This window comes from Agromyces subbeticus DSM 16689 (assembly GCF_000421565.1).
Taxonomy (GTDB): Bacteria; Actinomycetota; Actinomycetes; order Actinomycetales; family Microbacteriaceae; genus Agromyces; species Agromyces subbeticus.
This window is the reverse complement of record NZ_ATXG01000001.1, coordinates 741,631-758,652: the sequence shown is the minus strand read 5'-3', so window position 1 is coordinate 758,652 and position 17,022 is coordinate 741,631. Positions and strand designations below refer to the sequence as shown.

General features: G+C 69.2%; 17 protein-coding genes. 8 read left to right on the top strand and 9 right to left on the bottom strand.

What is annotated here, in order from left to right; genetic code table 11:
- Window positions 1–5: 5 nt before the first annotated feature.
- Window positions 6–455 (bottom strand): SRPBCC family protein, encoded by a 450-nt coding sequence (locus H521_RS0103475; RefSeq protein WP_022891644.1) that lies wholly within the window; start codon window positions 453–455, stop codon window positions 6–8.
- Window positions 455–1,264 carry an alpha/beta fold hydrolase gene (locus H521_RS0103470; protein ID WP_022891643.1) on the bottom strand — a complete coding sequence of 270 codons (810 nt, stop codon included), beginning with the start codon at window positions 1,262–1,264 and terminating at the stop codon, window positions 455–457. The genes H521_RS0103475 and H521_RS0103470 overlap by 1 nt, the downstream gene beginning before the upstream one ends.
- 157 nt (window positions 1,265–1,421) lie before the next feature.
- Here H521_RS0103470 and H521_RS0103465 point away from each other — a divergent pair, with 157 nt between their 5' ends.
- Window positions 1,422–1,967 carry a hypothetical protein gene (locus H521_RS0103465; RefSeq protein WP_022891642.1) on the top strand — a complete coding sequence of 182 codons (546 nt, stop codon included), beginning with the start codon at window positions 1,422–1,424 and terminating at the stop codon, window positions 1,965–1,967.
- 11 nt (window positions 1,968–1,978) lie between these two features.
- Here H521_RS0103465 and H521_RS0103460 read toward each other — a convergent pair whose 3' ends face one another.
- Window positions 1,979–2,476, bottom strand: coding sequence for a bifunctional nuclease family protein (locus H521_RS0103460; protein ID WP_022891641.1), 498 nt, complete (start codon window positions 2,474–2,476; stop codon window positions 1,979–1,981).
- A 153-nt stretch (window positions 2,477–2,629) separates the two neighbouring features.
- Here H521_RS0103460 and H521_RS24870 point away from each other — a divergent pair, with 153 nt between their 5' ends.
- Both H521_RS24870 and H521_RS0103450 read left to right on the top strand, forming a co-directional pair.
- The gene (locus tag H521_RS24870; RefSeq protein WP_156891263.1) at window positions 2,630–3,421 is read left to right on the top strand and encodes an endonuclease/exonuclease/phosphatase family protein; all 792 of its coding nucleotides are present in this window, start codon (window positions 2,630–2,632) and stop codon (window positions 3,419–3,421) included.
- A gap of 52 nt (window positions 3,422–3,473) precedes the next feature.
- Window positions 3,474–4,349, top strand: coding sequence for an alpha/beta fold hydrolase (locus H521_RS0103450; RefSeq protein WP_022891639.1), 876 nt, complete (start codon window positions 3,474–3,476; stop codon window positions 4,347–4,349).
- Between the two features lies 1 nt (window position 4,350).
- Here H521_RS0103450 and H521_RS0103445 read toward each other — a convergent pair whose 3' ends face one another.
- Both H521_RS0103445 and H521_RS0103440 read right to left on the bottom strand, forming a co-directional pair.
- On the bottom strand, window positions 4,351–5,076 hold the full coding sequence (locus H521_RS0103445; protein ID WP_022891638.1) for a FadR/GntR family transcriptional regulator: 726 nt from the start codon (window positions 5,074–5,076) through the stop codon (window positions 4,351–4,353).
- A gap of 15 nt (window positions 5,077–5,091) precedes the next feature.
- Window positions 5,092–6,327, bottom strand: coding sequence for a CaiB/BaiF CoA transferase family protein (locus H521_RS0103440; protein ID WP_022891637.1), 1,236 nt, complete (start codon window positions 6,325–6,327; stop codon window positions 5,092–5,094).
- Between the two features lie 153 nt (window positions 6,328–6,480).
- On the opposite strand from H521_RS0103440, the gene H521_RS0103435 reads away from it, so the two are divergent.
- From H521_RS0103435 to H521_RS0103415, 5 genes are read left to right on the top strand one after another with little or no spacing between them, the layout of a single operon-like run.
- The gene (locus H521_RS0103435; RefSeq protein WP_026481856.1) at window positions 6,481–7,275 is read left to right on the top strand and encodes an enoyl-CoA hydratase/isomerase family protein; all 795 of its coding nucleotides are present in this window, start codon (window positions 6,481–6,483) and stop codon (window positions 7,273–7,275) included.
- 14 nt (window positions 7,276–7,289) lie between these two features.
- On the top strand, window positions 7,290–8,282 hold the full coding sequence (locus H521_RS0103430; RefSeq protein ID WP_169513962.1) for an MBL fold metallo-hydrolase: 993 nt from the start codon (window positions 7,290–7,292) through the stop codon (window positions 8,280–8,282).
- Window positions 8,279–9,487, top strand: coding sequence for a glycoside hydrolase family 88 protein (locus H521_RS0103425; RefSeq protein WP_156891262.1), 1,209 nt, complete (start codon window positions 8,279–8,281; stop codon window positions 9,485–9,487). Before H521_RS0103430 ends, H521_RS0103425 begins: the two co-directional genes overlap by 4 nt.
- The gene (locus H521_RS0103420; RefSeq protein WP_022891633.1) at window positions 9,484–10,221 is read left to right on the top strand and encodes an SDR family NAD(P)-dependent oxidoreductase; all 738 of its coding nucleotides are present in this window, start codon (window positions 9,484–9,486) and stop codon (window positions 10,219–10,221) included. Before H521_RS0103425 ends, H521_RS0103420 begins: the two co-directional genes overlap by 4 nt.
- A complete protein-coding gene (locus tag H521_RS0103415; RefSeq protein WP_156891261.1) occupies window positions 10,218–11,111 on the top strand; it encodes an aldose epimerase family protein in 894 nt (297 codons plus the stop codon). The genes H521_RS0103420 and H521_RS0103415 overlap by 4 nt, the downstream gene beginning before the upstream one ends.
- Here H521_RS0103415 and H521_RS21295 read toward each other — a convergent pair.
- Genes H521_RS21295 through H521_RS0103395 form a run of 4 tightly spaced genes read right to left on the bottom strand, consistent with a single transcriptional unit; the run spans window position 11,070 to window position 16,945 of the window.
- Window positions 11,070–13,010: a DUF4091 domain-containing protein gene (locus H521_RS21295; RefSeq protein WP_022891631.1), complete on the bottom strand. Its 1,941-nt coding sequence runs from the start codon at window positions 13,008–13,010 to the stop codon at window positions 11,070–11,072. The two genes, H521_RS0103415 and H521_RS21295, sit on opposite strands and share 42 nt — an antisense overlap.
- Before the next feature lie 2 nt (window positions 13,011–13,012).
- Window positions 13,013–14,971: a DUF5107 domain-containing protein gene (locus H521_RS0103405; protein ID WP_022891630.1), complete on the bottom strand. Its 1,959-nt coding sequence runs from the start codon at window positions 14,969–14,971 to the stop codon at window positions 13,013–13,015.
- Window positions 14,972–15,008: 37 nt separating this feature from the next.
- The gene (locus tag H521_RS0103400) at window positions 15,009–16,136 is read right to left on the bottom strand and encodes an ABC transporter ATP-binding protein (RefSeq protein ID WP_051159173.1); all 1,128 of its coding nucleotides are present in this window, start codon (window positions 16,134–16,136) and stop codon (window positions 15,009–15,011) included.
- Between the two features lie 11 nt (window positions 16,137–16,147).
- Window positions 16,148–16,945 carry a carbohydrate ABC transporter permease gene (locus tag H521_RS0103395; protein ID WP_211215460.1) on the bottom strand — a complete coding sequence of 266 codons (798 nt, stop codon included), beginning with the start codon at window positions 16,943–16,945 and terminating at the stop codon, window positions 16,148–16,150.
- Window positions 16,946–17,022: the final 77 nt, after the last annotated feature.

The following is a 17,022-nucleotide window of genomic DNA, read 5'->3' as shown; positions in this document are numbered from 1 at the left end:
TCGTCTCAGGAACCCTCGACGAGTCGGGCGAGCACCCCGAGGTTCGTGCGCATGCCGTTCTTGAAGAGGGGCGTCGCGAGCGGCCCGAGCAGGCCGGCAGGGCCACTGAGCCCCTCGGCGGAGATGTCGCCATGGAGCGTGAGCCGGGTTCCCGTCGGCGACGGCTCGAGGGAGTATCGATAGGTGAACGGCGTCGGGCCGCTCCGGCTCGTGAGGGTGAGCCGCTCGAGCGGCTCGAACTCCGTCACCTCGACGACGTTGATGGCCTGCCCGCCCGGCAGCGCTCGTACGAGCTCGAAGCGAGCTCCGGCGCCCGCGTCGACCGCCGGCGCTGCAAGCGGCGTGACGCGAACGATCGCCTCGTACCACTCCGGCGTGCGCTCCACGTCACCGAGCACGCCCCACACCGTCGCGGGGTCGCGCGCGATCTCGCGTGTCAGCTCGAACGCACCCATCAGGCGTCGGCCGCCGCGCTCGCGAAGTACTCGACCGCCGCCTGTCGGAAGACGCGCGAGCCCGGCGCGTTGAAGTGGTGGCGATCCGGCAACTCGACGAACGTGCCGTTCGGCGTGGCATCCGCAAGCAGTTTCGAGCGCTCGAGGATCGCGTCTTCGCTGCCGGTCGCGAACAGGATGGATTGGGTCGGCGGGTGCTCCACATCGGGGTCGGCGTCGCCGAAGCGCATGCCCTCGGCGAGCGCGACGAGCGAACGCAGGTCGTTCTCGGCGACTCGCTCGGCGAGCGTGACGTAGTTGCGGGTCACCTGGTCTTCGACGGGTATGCCGTGTTCGGCATACGCGCGCGCCTGCTCGATCTGCAGCCGCGCGAGCGGGCGTCCGTCGGGGATGCCGCCGAGCACGGCCCGATCGACCCGGTCGGGCAATTGCACGGCGACCTGCCAGCCGACGCGCGCTCCGAGCGAGTACCCGGCGTAGAACACCGTGTCGAGCAGGTACGTGTCGAGCACCGTCGCGATGTCATCGACGAGGGCGTCCATTCCGTACGCGGATGCCTCGTGCGGCTTGTCGCTCGCACCGTGCCCGCGCTGGTCGACGCCGAGTACGCGGAAGCCCGCGCGCGTGAGGTCGCGCACCCACCCCGTGCTGACCCAGTTGTCGCGGCAACTCGATGCGAAACCGTGCACGCACAGTACCGTCGGGGCGTCCTCCTCACCCCACAGGTAGGTGGCGATGCGGATGCCGTCGGCAGACATCACGAACTGCGGCGACGGCATCTCCGTCAGGGGGCGAATCGCATCGATCATGCCTGCCATTCTTCCCCCGTCGAGTGCACGGCCGCACCAGCTAGCCTTGGCGAGTCGAACGGGGAAGTGCATGGGACGAAGACGGGGGCCGCGGCGCCGACCGGTCGGCGGACGGCCGGACCGACGCCAGGCGGCGGCGACGCCGAAGCATCCGCTCATGGTCATCGCGACCCGCCTCCCGATCATCGTGCTGGGCGTCGTGGTCGCACTCCTCATTCCAGCGCCGTTCACGGAATCGTCGCCGGAACTCAACGACCTGTACGAGAACTTCCTGGGCCAAGTGATCATCGTGGCGGCGCTCACGTGCGTCCTCATCGCCGGCGTCGTCGGAGCGGCCGTGATGATGGGCTGGCGGGCTGGCATCATCGGCGTGATCTTCGCCGCGTCGATCGCCGCGGCCGGCGCCGGGGCGGTCACCGGTGACGCCCTCTGGACGAATCTCGGTATCGCCGGCTTCGCCGCCAGCGTGATCGGCTACTTCTTCATCGGAGAGCTCAGCGGGTATCTGCCGATGCGCACGGCGCGCGCGTACGGAAGCGTCGCGATGATTCCGGGCGGCGTGGTCATGGGAGTGATCGGGATCTTCAGCGGCAACCAGGCGTTGGCACTGATCGGCTTCGGGAGCGCCGCGGCGGCCGTCGGTGTGACGGCCGCGCGGTGGCTTCGAACGCGACGGATGCCGCAACCCGCGCCTGAGCCCTGAGCCCTGGTCGGTCAGCTCTCGAAGTCTTCCGGCTCCACCTTGTCGAGGAACTCCTTGAACTCGTCGAGCCGCACCTCGTCTTCGTCGGGGCGTTCGGCCAGCTCGGCGGGAATGCCGGCGTCGTCGAGCACGTCGTCGGCCACAAAGATGGGCGCCTCGGCGCGCACCGCCAGTGCGATCGAATCGGAGGGTCGCGCATCGACGGTGTAGGGCCCCCTCGCCGAGCGCAACGAGATCTCGGCGTAGAAGGTTCCGGTCTCGATGCGGGTCACCTCGACGCGCACGACCGTGGCACCCACCGCGTCGAGCAGCAGCTTCATGAGATCGTGCGACAGCGGCCGGGGCGGTTGCTCGCCCGAGATCGCGATGAGGATGGAGGTCGCCTCCTGCTCACCGATCGAGATCGGCAGCACGCGCCCCACGCCGCGCTCTTGGAGCACGGGCTTCAGCAGCACGATGTGCTGCCCGGCCGCGTCGAGCGCGATGCCCAGCACGCGAACCTGCACCATGGGGCCTCCCGTCGATCGGGCGTGACGCTGCCATCGTACGACGGTCGACGAGCGGTGGCGAGGCCCTCGCGAACCGCTCTCCTCACCGCGCATCGGGCGCGATCATCGGAGCGCACTGGCGGGCACGGGCGCCCGAGTCGTAACGTGGCGACCATGCGCATGGTCACCTGGAACGTGCTCTGGCGCTTCGCGCCCGATTGGCATGCACGCGAGCGACGGATTCTGACCGCCCTCGACCAGCTGCAGCCCGACGTCATCGGCCTGCAGGAGTGCTGGGGCGCGAGCGATGGCACCCAGGCCGACGTCGTCGCCGAGCATTTCGACATGCACGCCGCCTTTCTCGCACCGTCGTTTCCCCCGGTTCCCGAGCCGCCCGAGCACGATGAGCAGCGCGGGGTGCTCATGGGCGTGGGGCTCGTGAGCCGGCTGCCGATCGTTTCGGTGCGCCGGCACGAGCTGCCGGTCAGTCACCGCCAGGTCGCTCCGGTCGCGCTCGAGGCGCGCATCGAAGGCGACGACGACGTCTTCGAGGTCGTCGTCGCCGCGACGGAGTGGGAGCCCGCGTTCGCCGACGACCACCTGGCGCAGACCGGTCGCCTTGCCGAGCTCCTGAGTGCCGGCACCTCGTCGGTGCCGCGGTTCCTGCTCGCCGACCTGAACTGCGACGCGAGCCAGCCGGAGTTCGCCCCGCTCTCCGCCGTGGCCGTTGACACCTGGGAGCTGGGCGGTGGCGACCCGCATGCGGTCACGCTCAGCTCGGCGGTGCCGTTCGCCCCGCTCGAGGCGACGAAGGAGATCGATCGGCGCGTCGACCACATCCTCATCGGCCGCGGCTCGGAGATCGCCGTCGAAGGCGCCTTCACGCTTGACCAGCCGGTCGACGGGATGTATCCCTCGGATCACTTTCCCGTCATCGCCGATGTTCGGCTCAGAGGATCTCGCTGACACCGAAAGCCTCGCGGGCGAGCGGGCGAAGGGCGAGTGTAAGAATGCTGTCATGTTCGACGGATTCGTGACCGAACGCCTCGACTCGGGGCACGCGGTGATCAGTGTCCGCCACGGCGGCGCCGGGCCCGCGGTGCTCCTGTTGCACGGGCACCCCCGCACCTCGGCGACGTGGCATCTCGTGGCACCCGATCTCGTGCGGCGCGGGTTCACCGTCGTGTGTCCCGACCTGCCGGGATACGGGCGTTCCACCGGGCGCACGCCCACACCCGATCACTCGGCGCACTCGAAGCGCGTGTTCGCCGACGACATGGTGACGGTCATGGCCGAACTCGGGCACGACCAGTTCCACCTTGCGGGCCACGACCGCGGAAGCTATGTCGCGCTCCGGCTCGCCCTCGACCATCCTGAGGCCGTCGATCACGTCGCGCTCCTCGACTGCATCCCCATCAGCGAGCATCTCCGTCGCGCAGACACCCGGTTCGCCACCGCGTGGTGGCACTGGTTCTTCTTCGCCCAGCCCGCGACACCCGAGCGCGTCATCAACGCCGATCCCGCGAGCTGGTACGCGGGCGATCCCGCCGTCATGGGGCAGGAGAACTACGACGAGTTCCGCGAGGCGACGTCGAAGCCGTCGGTCGTGCGAGCGATGCTCGAGGACTACCGCGCTGGACTCACCGTCGACCGCGCGGCCGAGGACGCGGATCGGCTCGCTGGCAGACGAGTCGAGGCTCCGCTCCTCGTGATGTGGTCGCTGCGCGACGACCTCGAGGGCCTCTACGGTGATCCGCTCGAGATCTGGCGATCCTGGGCCACCGACGTTCGCGGGCATGGCATCGACTCGGGGCACCACATGGCCGAGGAGGCGCCTCGAGCGCTCGCGAACGATCTCGCCGACTTCTTCGGGGCAGCCGCGTCGACGACGTGACCTATTTGCGCCGAACGCGGAGCCCGAGTGCCTCGGCCGAGTCGGTCGCGCTGAGTTCCATGAGCGCCCGCATTCGATCGTGGGCGAGATCAGGATCCGCCGCGGCGATCGCGTCGAGCACGCTTCGATGCCCGTCGAGGAAGTCGAGTGTGGTCAGGTGTCGGTGCGCCAGCCGATCGCGGGCCTGCAGCGCGGGTGCGAGCACCACTTCGAAGTGCTCCAGCAATTCGTTGCCCGTCGCAGCCAGGACCGCACGGTGGAATTCGAGATCAGCCGCGGTGTGGTCTGGCCGATCGGGCTCTTCAGATGCGTACGAGCGGTCGAGCAAGTCGCAGGCGGCACGAATGCGCTCGAGCTGCTCGTCGCTGCGCCGTTCGGCAGCCATGCGCGCTGCCGAAGGCTCGATGATGAGACGCACCTCGTCGAGTTCGATCACCAGGCGCGGATCAGGCTCGTCGGTGGCACGCCATGCCATGACGTCAGCGTCGAGCAGTTGCCAGTGCGCTCGCTCGGTGACGTACGTGCCCAGTCTCGGGCGTGCACCGACGAGGCCCTTCGCCGCGAGCACTTTGATCGCCTCGCGGACGACCGTTCGGCTCACCTCGAACTCCCGCGCGACCAGCTCGGGGTCGAGGGTACTTCCGGGGGGCAACTCGCCACGCATGATGCGGGCACCCAGCTCATTGACCACTTGCCCATGCAGGCCGCGTCCGCCGAATGTGCTCACGTGCAGAGCCTACTGTCAGGCCTCGGCGAAGGCGCTCGAGGCGACGCCCAGCACGCCGGTCGCGGCGGCCTCGGCGATTCGCGCTCGGGTCCAGCCGAGGTCGGCGAGGATGCTGTCGGTGTCGGCGCCGAGAATCGGTGCACCGCGACGGATGGTGGGTGGCGTCGCCGACATCCGCAGGGGCGGCCGAACCGTACGAACGGTGTCGCCGTTCTCACCGAACGGCTGTTCGACGAGCATGCCCGTCTCGACGACGTGCGGATCGTTCGCGACGCCGGCGTAGTCGTGCACCGGCCCGGCCCACACGTTGACCTCGTCGCAGCGCGCCAGCCAGTGTGCCGTCGTCTCGTGCTCGAACGCGTGGCGGATGTGCCGGTATACCTCGTCGCGGTGCGTGTGCCCGTCGTTGTAGTCGCTGAGCGAACGCAGCCAGTCGTCGTTCAGCACCTCCCCGAGTGCGTCGAGCGGAGTCATCGCGAGGGTGAGCCAGCCATCACGCGTGCGGTACACGCCATAAGGCGCGGGGATGAAGGCGTGGGCGGATGGCTCGGCCGAGCGCTCCGGCTGCCGACCCGTGTTCAGATAGGTCACGAGCTCCTGCAGCTGCGCGTCGAGCACGATCGAGAGCATGTCGACCTCGACCTTCTGCCCGACACCGAGCCGCTCGCGCGCGGTCAGCGCGGCGAGGATGCCGATCGCCGCCTGGTAGCCGGTCATCACATCGGCCGCCCACAACGCGCCGGGTTCGGGGTCGTCGTCGGCGCTGCCGACGGAGAACATCGATCCGGAGTATCCCTGGACGACGAGGTCCTGACCCGGCCGATCACGGTAGGGCCCGAACGACCCGTACCCCGAGATCGAGCAGTACACGAGCCGAGGGTTGATCTCCCGAAGCTGCTCGTAGCCCACCCCGAGCCGTTCGGCGGTGCCGTGGCGGAAGTTCTGGATGAACACGTCGGCGCTGCGTACGAGGTCGACGACGACCTCGCTCGCCTCTGGATGCTTCAGATCGACGGCCAGCGAGCGCTTGTTGCGGTTCACCGCGAGGAACGTCGTCATCTCGCCGTGCAGCCGGATGCCGTCGAAGCCGTGCGTGCGGTTGAACTCCCCGCCGTGTGGGGATTCGAGCTTGATCACGTCGGCGCCGAGGTCGCCGAGGCGTGTGGCAGCGAGCGGACCGGCCAGCATCTGCGTGGCATCGAGCACCCGGACGCCGTCGAGTGCACCGGCCGGTGCGAGTGGGACGACCATTCGGATCTCCTTCGATTAGTACGATAATACTACTACACTAGTCCAAACACAGGTGTCATCGTCGACACGCGACCAGAACATCCCGCTTTGGCAGAATGGCGCGAGAGCGCGCCCGACGATCACCGGAACCGATTCGATCATCAGGAGACACGAATGACCGACCCCGTTACTGGTCAGGTGCGCCTCGAGCGCCACGGACACATCGCCCACGTGGTGATCGACCGGCCGGCCAAGCTCAACGCGATGACCGTGGCGATGGACCACCGCATGAACGAGCTCGTGTTCGAGATCAACAACGATCGCGACATCCGCGTCGTCCTGCTCTCGGGCGCCGGCGACCGCGCGTTCAGTGCCGGCAGCGACATCACCGACCTCGACGAGTACGGCGACAACTGGAGCTACCGCAACCGCTTCGACAACCGCACCGATTACGCACGCGCGATCTGGTTGCTGCGCAAGCCGGCCATCGCGGCCGTGAACGGGTACTGCATCGGCGGTGGCCTCGAGATGGCGAGCGCGTGCGACATCCGCATCGCGAGCCCTGACGCGTCATTCGGCGCAGGCGAGATCCGTTGGGGCTGGCACGGCGGTTCGGGGCAGACGCAGTTCCTCACGCATCTCATCGGCCCGGGGCACGCGTCGAAGATCCTTCTCACGGGCGATCGCATCGACGCGGCCGAGGCGTACCGCATCGGGCTCGTCCAAGAGCTCGTCGAGCGCGACCAGCTGCTCGAACGGGCGGCGGCCATCGCCGAGTCGATCGCCGAGAAGTCGCCGATCGCGACGCAGCGAACGAAGTACATGGTGCGGGTCGCGCAGAACGTGGGCATCGACGCGGCGCTCCACGTAGAGAACGACTCGTTCTCGTACCTGATGCGCACCGACGACGCCGCCGAGGGCCAGGCTGCGTTCGCCGAGAAGCGCGCTCCAGTGTTCACGGGCCGATGAGCATGGCCGATCGGATGCCGCGAACCGACGACGTCGCCCCGGTCGAGGTCGCACCCGGCGTGCACCGCATCGACACACCTCTCGGAGCACGGTTCACGAGTCTCTACGTCGTGACCGGGCCGGCCGGCGTGCTGCTGTACGACACGGGCATCGATGGCACGATCCCGGCTCATGTGCTGCCGGCCCTCGAGCTGCTCGGCCGCAGGAGCGACGAGGTCGTCGCGGTCATCGTGTCGCACTGCGACGTCGACCACTTCGGCGGGGTCGCCGACGCGCGGGAGGCGTTCGCGAACGCGCGGATCGTCGCCGGAGCCCTCGACGTGCCGGTGATCGAGGACTACGAGCGGTACGTCACCGAGCGCGCCCGCGGATTCGTCGCCGACTACGGGTGGGACGAAGACCCGGCCGTGCTCGCATGGTGCCGATCGGTCACGCGCGAAGGCCGCCTCGACGGAGCCGCCGCGGACGGTGAGCGGATCGACCTCGGCGGCGACCGCGTCGTCGAGGTCCTCGCTGTGCCGGGTCACTCGCGCGGTCATGTCGCCGTCGACGTGCCATGGGCGAACGCGGTGATCGTCGGCGATGCCGTGCTCGCGGCATCCGTCGACCTCGCCGACGGCACTCCGGCGTTCCCTCCGACCTACCGCCATGTCGACGACTACCTCGAGACGGTCGCCCGGCTCGAGCGGCTCGACCGTGGGCTCCTGCTCACCGCGCACTACCCGGTGATGCGCGGGGAGGCAGCCGGGGCCTTCCTCGCTCGCAGCCGTGAGTTCGCCGAGCGGCTCGATCGCCTCGTCGCCGACGCCCTCGCGACCATGCCCGACGGGCTCACGTTCGCCGACCTCCTCGCCGCCGTGAACCCGATTGCCGGCGGGTGGCCGGCCGACGGCACCGAGGGCGCACTGGCCTTTCCGGTCGCCGGCCATCTCGAACGGCTCATCGCCGAAGGCCGCGCCCTTCGCGTCGGCGAACGCGACGGCGTGGCCGTGTGGGCGACGGCATGAGCGGCGTCGCGTGGGGCGTCGACGACTACGCTGCTGCAGCGGATGCAGAGGCCGCCCTGCGCGGCACCCGACGGTCGGGACCGGCGTCGCACCACGATGACACGACCGTTCTCGCTCGGCGGGTCGCCGACACCCTGTTCGGGCTGCAGTTCACGACGTGGGGGTTCGGCGACTCCGTAGCGTTCGAGGCGCTCGTCGAGGCATCGGCCCGGCTCGGCGACGATCGCTGGGAGCGCTTCGCGCATGGGTGGGGCCGTGCCTGGGCGACGAGGTCGCGACCGTTCGCCCGACTCGACTGCACCGTGCCCGGTCGTGCGCTCACCCTCGTCGCCGAGCGTCACCGAGACGGGCAGCTGCTCGATGCACTCCTCGCGCTCAGCTCCTTCCTGCGTGCACGGCCGACGCTCGACGGCGTGTACGAGACGTGGGACGCCTCACCGCTCCTCGCCCCGTACGGGGATCCGCCCATGGCCGAACACGACCGGGCATTGCTTGCCGCACCTCCCGCGGGCGTCTTCGTCGACTGCCTGCACTTCGATCCCCCGTTCTTCACCGCCCTCGGGCGCGTCGTCGGCGACGACGCGCTCGTCGCCGACGGGGTTGCGCAGGCCCTCGGCTCCGTTCGGCTGCTCCAACGCGCCGACGGACTCTTCGACCACTTCGTCCTCCGCGGCGAGCAGGCCTCGTTCGGCCCGGGCTGGGGCCGGGGCCAGGGATGGGCGGCGCTCGGCCTGCTCGAGGTGGTGGCCGAACTGCGCGCCCGGCGCCGTGCGCTCGACGCCGCTGGAGCGCCGGGCGCCGACCGATTCGCCGCGGATGAAGACAAGCTCGCGGCATCCGCCCGACTGCTGCTCGAGCGCATGGCGGGCCTGCAGCGACCTGACGGGCACTGGGAGGTCGTGGTCGACCGGCCTGCATCCGGCGATGAATACTCGACCGCCGCGTTCATGGCCCACGCGATGCGAACGGCGATGAGCCTGGAAATCGGCGACCGCTCGGTGCTCGATCGATCGGCGCGCGATGCGCGCGACGCGGTGCTGCGGTCGCTCGATGCCGATGGGCGGCTGCGCGAGGTGTCGGCGGCCGTCTATGCCAGCACGGTTCCCGGGCACTATGCGGCGGTGCCTCGCGGATACGTCGTACCGTGGGGCCAAGGACCTGCGCTCCTCGCGCTCGTCTCTCGAACTGATGGGGTGGACACATGAACCGCGTCGTGCTCATCACCGGTGCCGCGAACGGCATCGGGGCGGCGGTCGCGCGCGCATTCGCCGAGCAGGGCGACGACGTCGTGGTCACCGACGTCGACGCGACGACAGCGGCCGACGTCGCACGCGATATTCGCGAGAGGGGTGGCTCGGCGACCGCGCACTCCCTCGACGTGGCATCGGATGCCGCGTGGCAGGCCCTCTCCGATGAGCTTCGGGCTGCCGGGCGAGCCCCTGCGGTCCTGGTGAACAACGCCTTTCGCAACACCGTCGCGCCGGCCCACGAGCTCGCGCCGGCCGACTGGCAGGCCACCGTCGACGTGACACTCGGCGGGGTGTACCGATCGGTGCGCACCTTCCACGACGCATTGACCGCAGCGCGTGGCGCCGTGGTCAACGTTGCGAGCGTGCATGCCCTGCTCGCATGGCCGGGGCATCCCGCCTATGCCGCTGCGAAGGGCGGAATCGTCGCCCTCACCCGTCAGCTCTCTGTCGAGTACGCGCCGCACGTTCGAGTGAATGCCGTGCTGCCGGGGTCGATTGCGACGCGGGTCTGGGAGTCGGTCGACGAAACCGCTCGCGCCGCCGCGCTTCGACAGGCGACGCTCGGCCGCTTCGGCCTGCCAGAGGAGATCGCCTCCGTCGTGGTGTTCCTCGCGGGGGCCGGTGCGTCGTACGTGACCGGCGTCGCTCTGCCGGTCGACGGCGGGCAGAGCACGACGGTGGCCACGTGAGCATGGGTTCAACCATGATCGTCGTCGGCGACCCAGCGCTCACCGCCGTCGTTGACGCCGGTCGCGGGGCGAAGATCGTCTCCCTTCGCGATGACACAGGGCTCGAGTGGCTCGCCCAGGCCGATCCCGCGACCGTCGACCCGCGAGGCAAGGGATTCGTCGACGCCGAAATGGCCGGATGGGACGAGTGCGCTCCGACGATCGTGGCTTGCCGCGCGAACGGTCACGATCTCCCCGACCACGGCGATCTCTGGGACACCGCGTTCGACGTCGAGTCCGACGGCACCACCGTCACCGCGATCGGCGCCTCACTCGGATACCGGTTCCGCCGGGGCATCCGCTCGACCGGCACCGGGCTCCGGCTCGACTACGAGGCCAGCGCGCTTCACGAGCCGATGCCCTTCCTCTGGGCCGCGCACCCCCAGTTCGCGGCCCCGCCCGGCACCAGGGTGGAGTTCGACGCAGGCGTGGTCGACGTGTCGCGCGTCGTCGACGTGATGGACCCCGCGCTGCCGGAACTCACCTGGAGCGGCGACCTCGCGACCATCGACACGGTGCCGCCGGGTGGATATCGCAAGCTCTACGCCCACCCCGACCAGCCGGTGCACGCCGCTCGGCTGGTGCGAGCCGACGGCGCTTCACTGACGCTGCGCTGGTCGGTCGAGTGCCCCTACATCGGCGTCTGGTTCGACCACGCCGCGTTCAGCCGCGAGCCGGTCATCGCGATCGAACCCTCGACGGCGTACTTCGACGCGCTCGACACCGCCGTTCGGCTCGGTCTGGCGCCGGTCGTCTCGCCGGGGCGGCCCCTGCGCTGGTGGGTCGAGATCTCGTCCACGTCGCCGGCATCACCCTTCGGGTACGGCCCGGCGGAACCGCCTGGTCGCTGAAGCCGAAGAGATCGCCACGGCCGCAACCTCGAGGTCCGCGCCGGGCTGGTGCGGCATCATCTCGATCTGGAAGCCGGTGATGCGCGTCGGCGCCATCAACGAGAAGTCGATGGGCACGCGGATCCGGGTGCCACTCTGCGCATCGACCATCGCGCGCGCGGCCTCGTGGCGCACGCCGTCGTCTCGGAGGAACGTGACGAAGAGCGCTGTGGAGACCGGCCGGCGATTGGAGAGCTCGATCTCGACGACATCGCCCTCTGAGAAATCCTTCACGAGCCAGCGCGCCGACGGGCGATGCTCGCCATTCGGCCCCGTTCGCAGCGTGAGCGTGTCGCCGCCGAGCTCAGCAACCCACCCGTCGATCTCGACGTCACCGAGCTCGAGGACGCGTTGCGGCGACGACCCACCGCGCAGACGAAGTATGTGCTCGGCGATCGCACGTCGAACCGGCTCGACCTCCGCGCCGCGCGCGAAGTCGAAGGCCGACTGCACGATGCGGTCGCGATATGCCGCGAGCACGAGCTCGGGGTCACTCGCGCCGTCTGGATCCGCGCGAGCCGCCGCCGAGAGCTCCTGCTCCAGCAGCCACAGGTATTCGTAATCGTCTTGCCCCGCACGAATCGCCTCGAGGCGAATGGAGGGAAGCGGACCATCGGGGCCCGGGTAGATCAGCTGGCCGTCGCCGTTCGCGCCCGGCCAGGCCATGGGATCGGTCCACACGTCGCGCGGCACGAACTCCGCGCCGTCCCAGCAGCTGAAGATCGTCGTGGCCCAGTAGAGATTCCCGTCAATCCGATCGCGATGCATCAGCCACGGCACCACCCGTGCGGCCATGAGGTCGTCATCGATGTGATAGCTCGGGTACGGATGCGTCGGATACACGCACCCGTACCACCACGAGGTCTCCCCCTTCGCCTGGCGGGCGCGAGCGTCCGCCGCTTCGTAGCGATCGAAGAGCGGCACCCACGTCGTGACGGCTCCCTCGAGCTCGGGCACCGGTTCGGCGGTCACCAGATGTTCGACCTCGGGCGCGATCTCGTCGAGCCATGCGCAGAGCTCATGAACCCTCGCCGCTCCGCCGGCGGGCTCCTCGATGCCGCCGGCCGTCGGCTCGTCGATCTCATCGAGGTAGAAGTAGCCGCGCTCGAGCCATCCGGCAGCGCGGAGTCCCTCGACGATGTCCCTCGTCCACGTCGGATCCGCTGCGCGAGCGGGGATCCGATACGCGATGACCCGCGGATCTTCAAGGAACCGGGCAGCGGCGGCCAGCCAGTCCCGCGCCGAGAGCGACGCAGGGATCGGAAGGTCGTCGGCCGGCAGCCGTTGCTCCAGTTGGAACCAGTAGAACCGCTCGGCCAGCTCCCAGTGCTTTGCTGAGCCACGAGTGAGGCCGTAATAGTCGGCCACCTGGTCGTACCAGATCGCGAACGCCGTGCGGCAGTGCCCGGCGCTCGGCAGCGCGAAATCCCAGACGCGCAGGCGCACGGGCACCTCACGATCACCGACGCGGATCGCCCCCGCGTAGTTCCCCGGCCGTTGTCCTTCGGGCACGTGGACCTTCAGCCACACCGACAGGTTGGTGTCCGCCTCGAGATCGATCGTGCCCGTCAGCGGCTCGAGCGCGTCGGGGTACCAGCCGGGCTCGAATGCCGGCGTCGTCACCCGCTCGACGCGGATGTAGTGCTGGCGGAACAGCTCCACCGGCAGTGTCGCCCCATCGGGGCCGGTCAGCGGGGTCGACGAGATGGGGACCCCGCGGGTCGGCGCAGCCGCGCGGAGCACCAGCTGGCCGATCTCCGCCTGGTTGCCCGCCGCGGCCAGATCGACATGTGACGCACCGAGTGGCCACGCATCGCGGGGTCGGACCTTCAGGGTGTTGTGCACTGCGACGATGTCCACGTTCAGCCCATCCGGAAGTCGAGTTCGGCGGGAAGCGCCGGTACAGGATCGGTTCCGCGAAGCGCATGGAACTCGGTCCACAGAGCGAAGAGGGAGTCCTCTCCCTCCTGCAGGTCGTCGGGCACGAGCTCGGCCACGAGATGGCCCTCGAGCAGCGCGGCGGCCCGTTCCAGTTCGCCGGATGCCAGGGCGGCCCGGAGCTCGATCATGCGGACCCGACGAACAACTCGCTCACGAGCGTCCAGCGCATCGATGATCTCGAGCGCTTCCCCGGCCGATCCGGCCTCGATGAGGGCGACGAGCGTCTCGATGAGCAGCGGTCGCAGCTCGGGGGCGTGCTTCCTAGCAGCGAGGAAGTGCTCGGCCGCGCGATCTGCTCGTCCGGCCGCGCGTTCCATTGCCGCCAGGTTGCGCAGCGACCAGGCCGTCGGCTGGAGTTCAACCGAGCGTGCGGTCGCGGCGTAGGCGCCATCCCGATCCCCCGCGTGCCAGCGGGCGAGGCCACGGTGCATCCACGAGTTCCAATCGTCGCCGGCCGATTCGAGAGGCCGCCGCCACCCCTCGCCCACGACGTACGAGCGGGGGGCCTCATCGGGGTCGGCGACCGGGAGCTCTCCGGTCGCGAGCAGTTCCATCCAGACCGCCTGCTCGGGCCCGAGCGTTTCGGCGATGAACGGCGTTCCCGGCGACGCCAGTGCCGGCTCTCCGGCCAGCTCCCGGCGCCGCTCCTCGAGTGCGCCCCATCCGGAGCCCCGATGCAGCACGTCCGTGGGCGGGAGGTCTCTGCGCCGAGCAGCTGCCGCCAGCTCGTTCTCGAGGAGCGCGCGCGGTGCGAGCTCCTTGGCGACGCGCTCGACGGCACGCTGCGCATCGCCCCACGCGCCATGCACCGCCTGCGGATCCGCCTCCGCGAAGCCGAATGCCTCCACCCACGAGCACGTCTCCCCTGCAGCCAAACGCTCGTGCTCGAACTGTGTCGCGGCGGCTCCCCCCTGGATCTCCAGGTAGCGCTCACCGGGGCCGCAGAGGAACTCCTGCCAGTTGCGACCGCCGACGCCGTTCCCCCAGGCGAAGAGCTTGCGGCCGACGAGCCGCTCCGTCGAGACGTGCACGAGACCATGGCCCTCGCCATCGAGCGCCGCGATCCACGGCCGCCCCGCCGCACGGCAGTCGAAGAACCAGTCGGCTGCGCCGGGAGCCGTGGCGGGGTAGCTGACGTCTCGCCCACCGTGCTCCGGAACGGGGATGACGTGCAATCCCCGATCGTATGCGTAGTGGAACGCCTGGTTCGCCGGGGCGATCACACGAACGTCATCGTGCTCGGGGACCGCGATGTTCGACCACCAGTACAGCGGAACAGGATCGGCGTTCGGGTTCGTGATCCTCACGGCGGCGAGCAGCACCGCCGAGCCCTCGGGGAGCGAGAAATCGATGCTGAACAGCAGCTCCCGCGACCGCTCGTACTCGTAGAGGCGCAGCACCGGCGTGCCGTCGGCGTCATCGACCCGAACGGCGTGCAGGGGTTCGCAGGTGAGCGCCGTGTGCCCGGTGGTGCCGAGGTTCCATTCGGCGCCGCCAGCGAACCAGGCATTGCGCAGCCCCAGGTTGCCGGGCTGGAAGACCGAGTTCCGATAGAGCAGTTCCCTGCCGGTCGGCTTGTGGATCAGCGACCACAGTCGCCCTCCGAGCCCGAGCAGGAAGGTCGCTCGCAGCAGCTCGTTCTCGAGCACCGCGGTCGGCTGCTCGCGGTCGGTGCGCACACGGTGGTACCCGTCTTGGGTGAGGTAGGGCATCAGCGAGCGCAGCCGCCCGTACCCGACCCTCTCGAGCATCGCCGGATCGTCGATCTCTGGTGGAAGGCCCTCGTGCGGGTCGCCGGAGCGAACGAGCGGCGCCAGCGGATTGAGAGGGCCCAGGTCGGCGGAGGGCAGGCGCAGTGAATCGAGGTGAAGCGTGGTCATCGGAGGTCGTCCATTCGTCGACGGGGAAGAGAGCTGGTCAGTCGGGCAGGCGCAGGCCGGTTCCACCGTCGAAGAGATGGACCATGTCGGGCGACACCCGAAGACCCACCATCGCTCCGGGTGCGATCTCCATGACGCCGTCACGGTCCTGCACCGCGATGGTGGCCGATTGTCCTGCCAACTCGGCTCTCACGTAGAGGAAGGATTCGTTTCCGAGCTCCTCGATCACCTCGACGGTGCCCGGAATGCCCTGACCGGCCGGCACGACCGAGACGGCGTCGGGCCGCACGCCGACGATCACATGCCCACCTGTCAGCGCTGCCCGCTGCTCGCGAGTGAGCGCGATCGGCGCGTGCCCCGGCAGCGCAGCCGCCTCCCCATCGAGGTGCGCATCGAGGAGCGCCATCGACGGCGTCCCCATGAAGGTCGCGACGAAGGTATTGGCGGGGCGCTGGTACAGCCGCTTCGGTCGGTCGCACTGCTGCAGGGCTCCGTCTCGGAGCACCGCGACACGATCGCCCATCGTCATCGCCTCGACCTGATCGTGGGTGACGTAGATCGTCGTGATGCCGAGGTCGCGCTGCAACCGGGCGATCTCGTTGCGCGTCTGCGTGCGCAGCTTCGCATCGAGGTTCGAGAGCGGCTCATCCATGAGGAACACCTTCGGACGGCGGATGATCGCGCGGCCCATCGCGACGCGCTGACGCTGCCCGCCCGACAGGGCTGCCGGGCGTCGGCCGAGGTACGGCGTGAGTCCGAGCATCTCGGCGGTGACGTTCACCCTCGCCGTGATCTCCGCGCGCGAGACCTTCGCGACCTTGAGATGGAAGCCGATGTTCTCGGCGACCGTCATGTGCGGGTAGAGCGCGTAGTCCTGGAACACCATCGCGATGTCCCGCTGGATCGGCGGCAGATGAGTGACATCGACGTCACCGATGTGGATGCTGCCGGCGTCGACGCCCTCGAGGCCCGCGAGCATGCGCAGCGCCGTCGACTTTCCCGAGCCCGAGGGCCCGACGAGCACCATGAACTCGCCGGCGCTTACCTCGAGGTCGAACCCGTCGAGCGCGGCGACATCCGACTTCGGGTAGTAGCGCGTGGCGCCCCTGAAGGACACGGCGTCGACGCCGGTGGGCTCGATCAGAGCCGCAACTTCATCCGTCATGTTGTCAATGCTCATTTCGTCGCTCCCAGTGTCATGCCGTCCATGATGTTCTTGCCCAGCCAGAGGTACAGGAGCAGCATCGGCAGCACCACGATGCAGACTCCCGCGAAGAGCGCTCCCCACGCGCTGTTGTAGAGCATGGTCCCGTAGAAACCGAGGATCGCCAGTGCCAGAGTCTGTCTGCCGTCGTCGATGATGAAGATGAGCGCGAGCAGCGTCTCGTTCCACAGACTGACGACATTGAGCAGAAGCGCCGTCACGATTCCCGGTCTCGCGAGCGGAAGCATCACACTTCGGAACGTTCGGAACGCGGAGCACCCGTCGAGCGCGGCCGCTTCCTCGAGTCTCGTGGGAAGGGTACGGAAGAACCCCGTGAGCAGGAAGACCGTGAACGGCAGGGAGAACCCGACGTAGAGCAGGAACAGTCCGCCGAGGGTGTTCGTCATGTTGAGCCCCGCCATCGCGATGTAGGCGGGAACCACGATGCTCTGCAGCGGCACTCCCATGCCCAACACGAAGTACATCAGCGTCACATTGCTGCTGCGCGACTGCAGCCGCGACAGCGGATAGGCGGCGAGCGCGCCGATCGCGACCGTGAAGACGGATGCCGCAGCAACCAGGAATACCGAGTTGAGCGTCGCCGTCCCGAGATCCGACCCCTCCCAGGCGCGCACGTAGTTGTCGAAGCGCCAGACGTTGGGCAGACCCCAGGGATCGGCGAAGACCTCTCCGTCGCTCTTCAGCGACGACAACAGCATCCAGACGAAGATCGCGAGGTTGAACAGCACCCACAGCCACACCGCGGCCATCCCCAGCATGCGCAGTGGCGTGCGACGGCGAGCGAGTGGGGCGGGGGTACCGCGCCGCAGACGTCCGGTGCCGCCTC

Excerpts from the sequence above, each read along its gene's own strand:
- H521_RS0103470 (WP_022891643.1), bottom strand. The coding sequence starts at position 1,264 with ATGATCGATGCGATTCGCCCCCTGACGGAGATGCCGTCGCCGCAGTTC.
- H521_RS0103450 (WP_022891639.1), top strand. The coding sequence starts at position 3,474 with ATGTTCGACGGATTCGTGACCGAACGCCTCGACTCGGGGCACGCGGTG.
- H521_RS0103395 (WP_211215460.1), bottom strand. The coding sequence starts at position 16,945 with ATGGCCGCGGTGTGGCTGTGGGTGCTGTTCAACCTCGCGATCTTCGTC.
- H521_RS0103400 (WP_051159173.1), bottom strand. The coding sequence starts at position 16,136 with ATGACGGATGAAGTTGCGGCTCTGATCGAGCCCACCGGCGTCGACGCC.
- H521_RS0103475 (WP_022891644.1), bottom strand. The coding sequence starts at position 455 with ATGGGTGCGTTCGAGCTGACACGCGAGATCGCGCGCGACCCCGCGACG.
- H521_RS0103460 (WP_022891641.1), bottom strand. The coding sequence starts at position 2,476 with ATGGTGCAGGTTCGCGTGCTGGGCATCGCGCTCGACGCGGCCGGGCAG.
- H521_RS0103420 (WP_022891633.1), top strand. The coding sequence starts at position 9,484 with ATGAACCGCGTCGTGCTCATCACCGGTGCCGCGAACGGCATCGGGGCG.
- H521_RS0103440 (WP_022891637.1), bottom strand. The coding sequence starts at position 6,327 with ATGGTCGTCCCACTCGCACCGGCCGGTGCACTCGACGGCGTCCGGGTG.
- H521_RS24870 (WP_156891263.1), top strand. The coding sequence starts at position 2,630 with ATGCGCATGGTCACCTGGAACGTGCTCTGGCGCTTCGCGCCCGATTGG.
- H521_RS0103425 (WP_156891262.1), top strand. The coding sequence starts at position 8,279 with ATGAGCGGCGTCGCGTGGGGCGTCGACGACTACGCTGCTGCAGCGGAT.
- H521_RS0103405 (WP_022891630.1), bottom strand. The coding sequence starts at position 14,971 with ATGACCACGCTTCACCTCGATTCACTGCGCCTGCCCTCCGCCGACCTG.
- H521_RS0103435 (WP_026481856.1), top strand. The coding sequence starts at position 6,481 with ATGACCGACCCCGTTACTGGTCAGGTGCGCCTCGAGCGCCACGGACAC.
- H521_RS0103465 (WP_022891642.1), top strand. The coding sequence starts at position 1,422 with ATGGTCATCGCGACCCGCCTCCCGATCATCGTGCTGGGCGTCGTGGTC.
- H521_RS0103430 (WP_169513962.1), top strand. The coding sequence starts at position 7,290 with ATGCCGCGAACCGACGACGTCGCCCCGGTCGAGGTCGCACCCGGCGTG.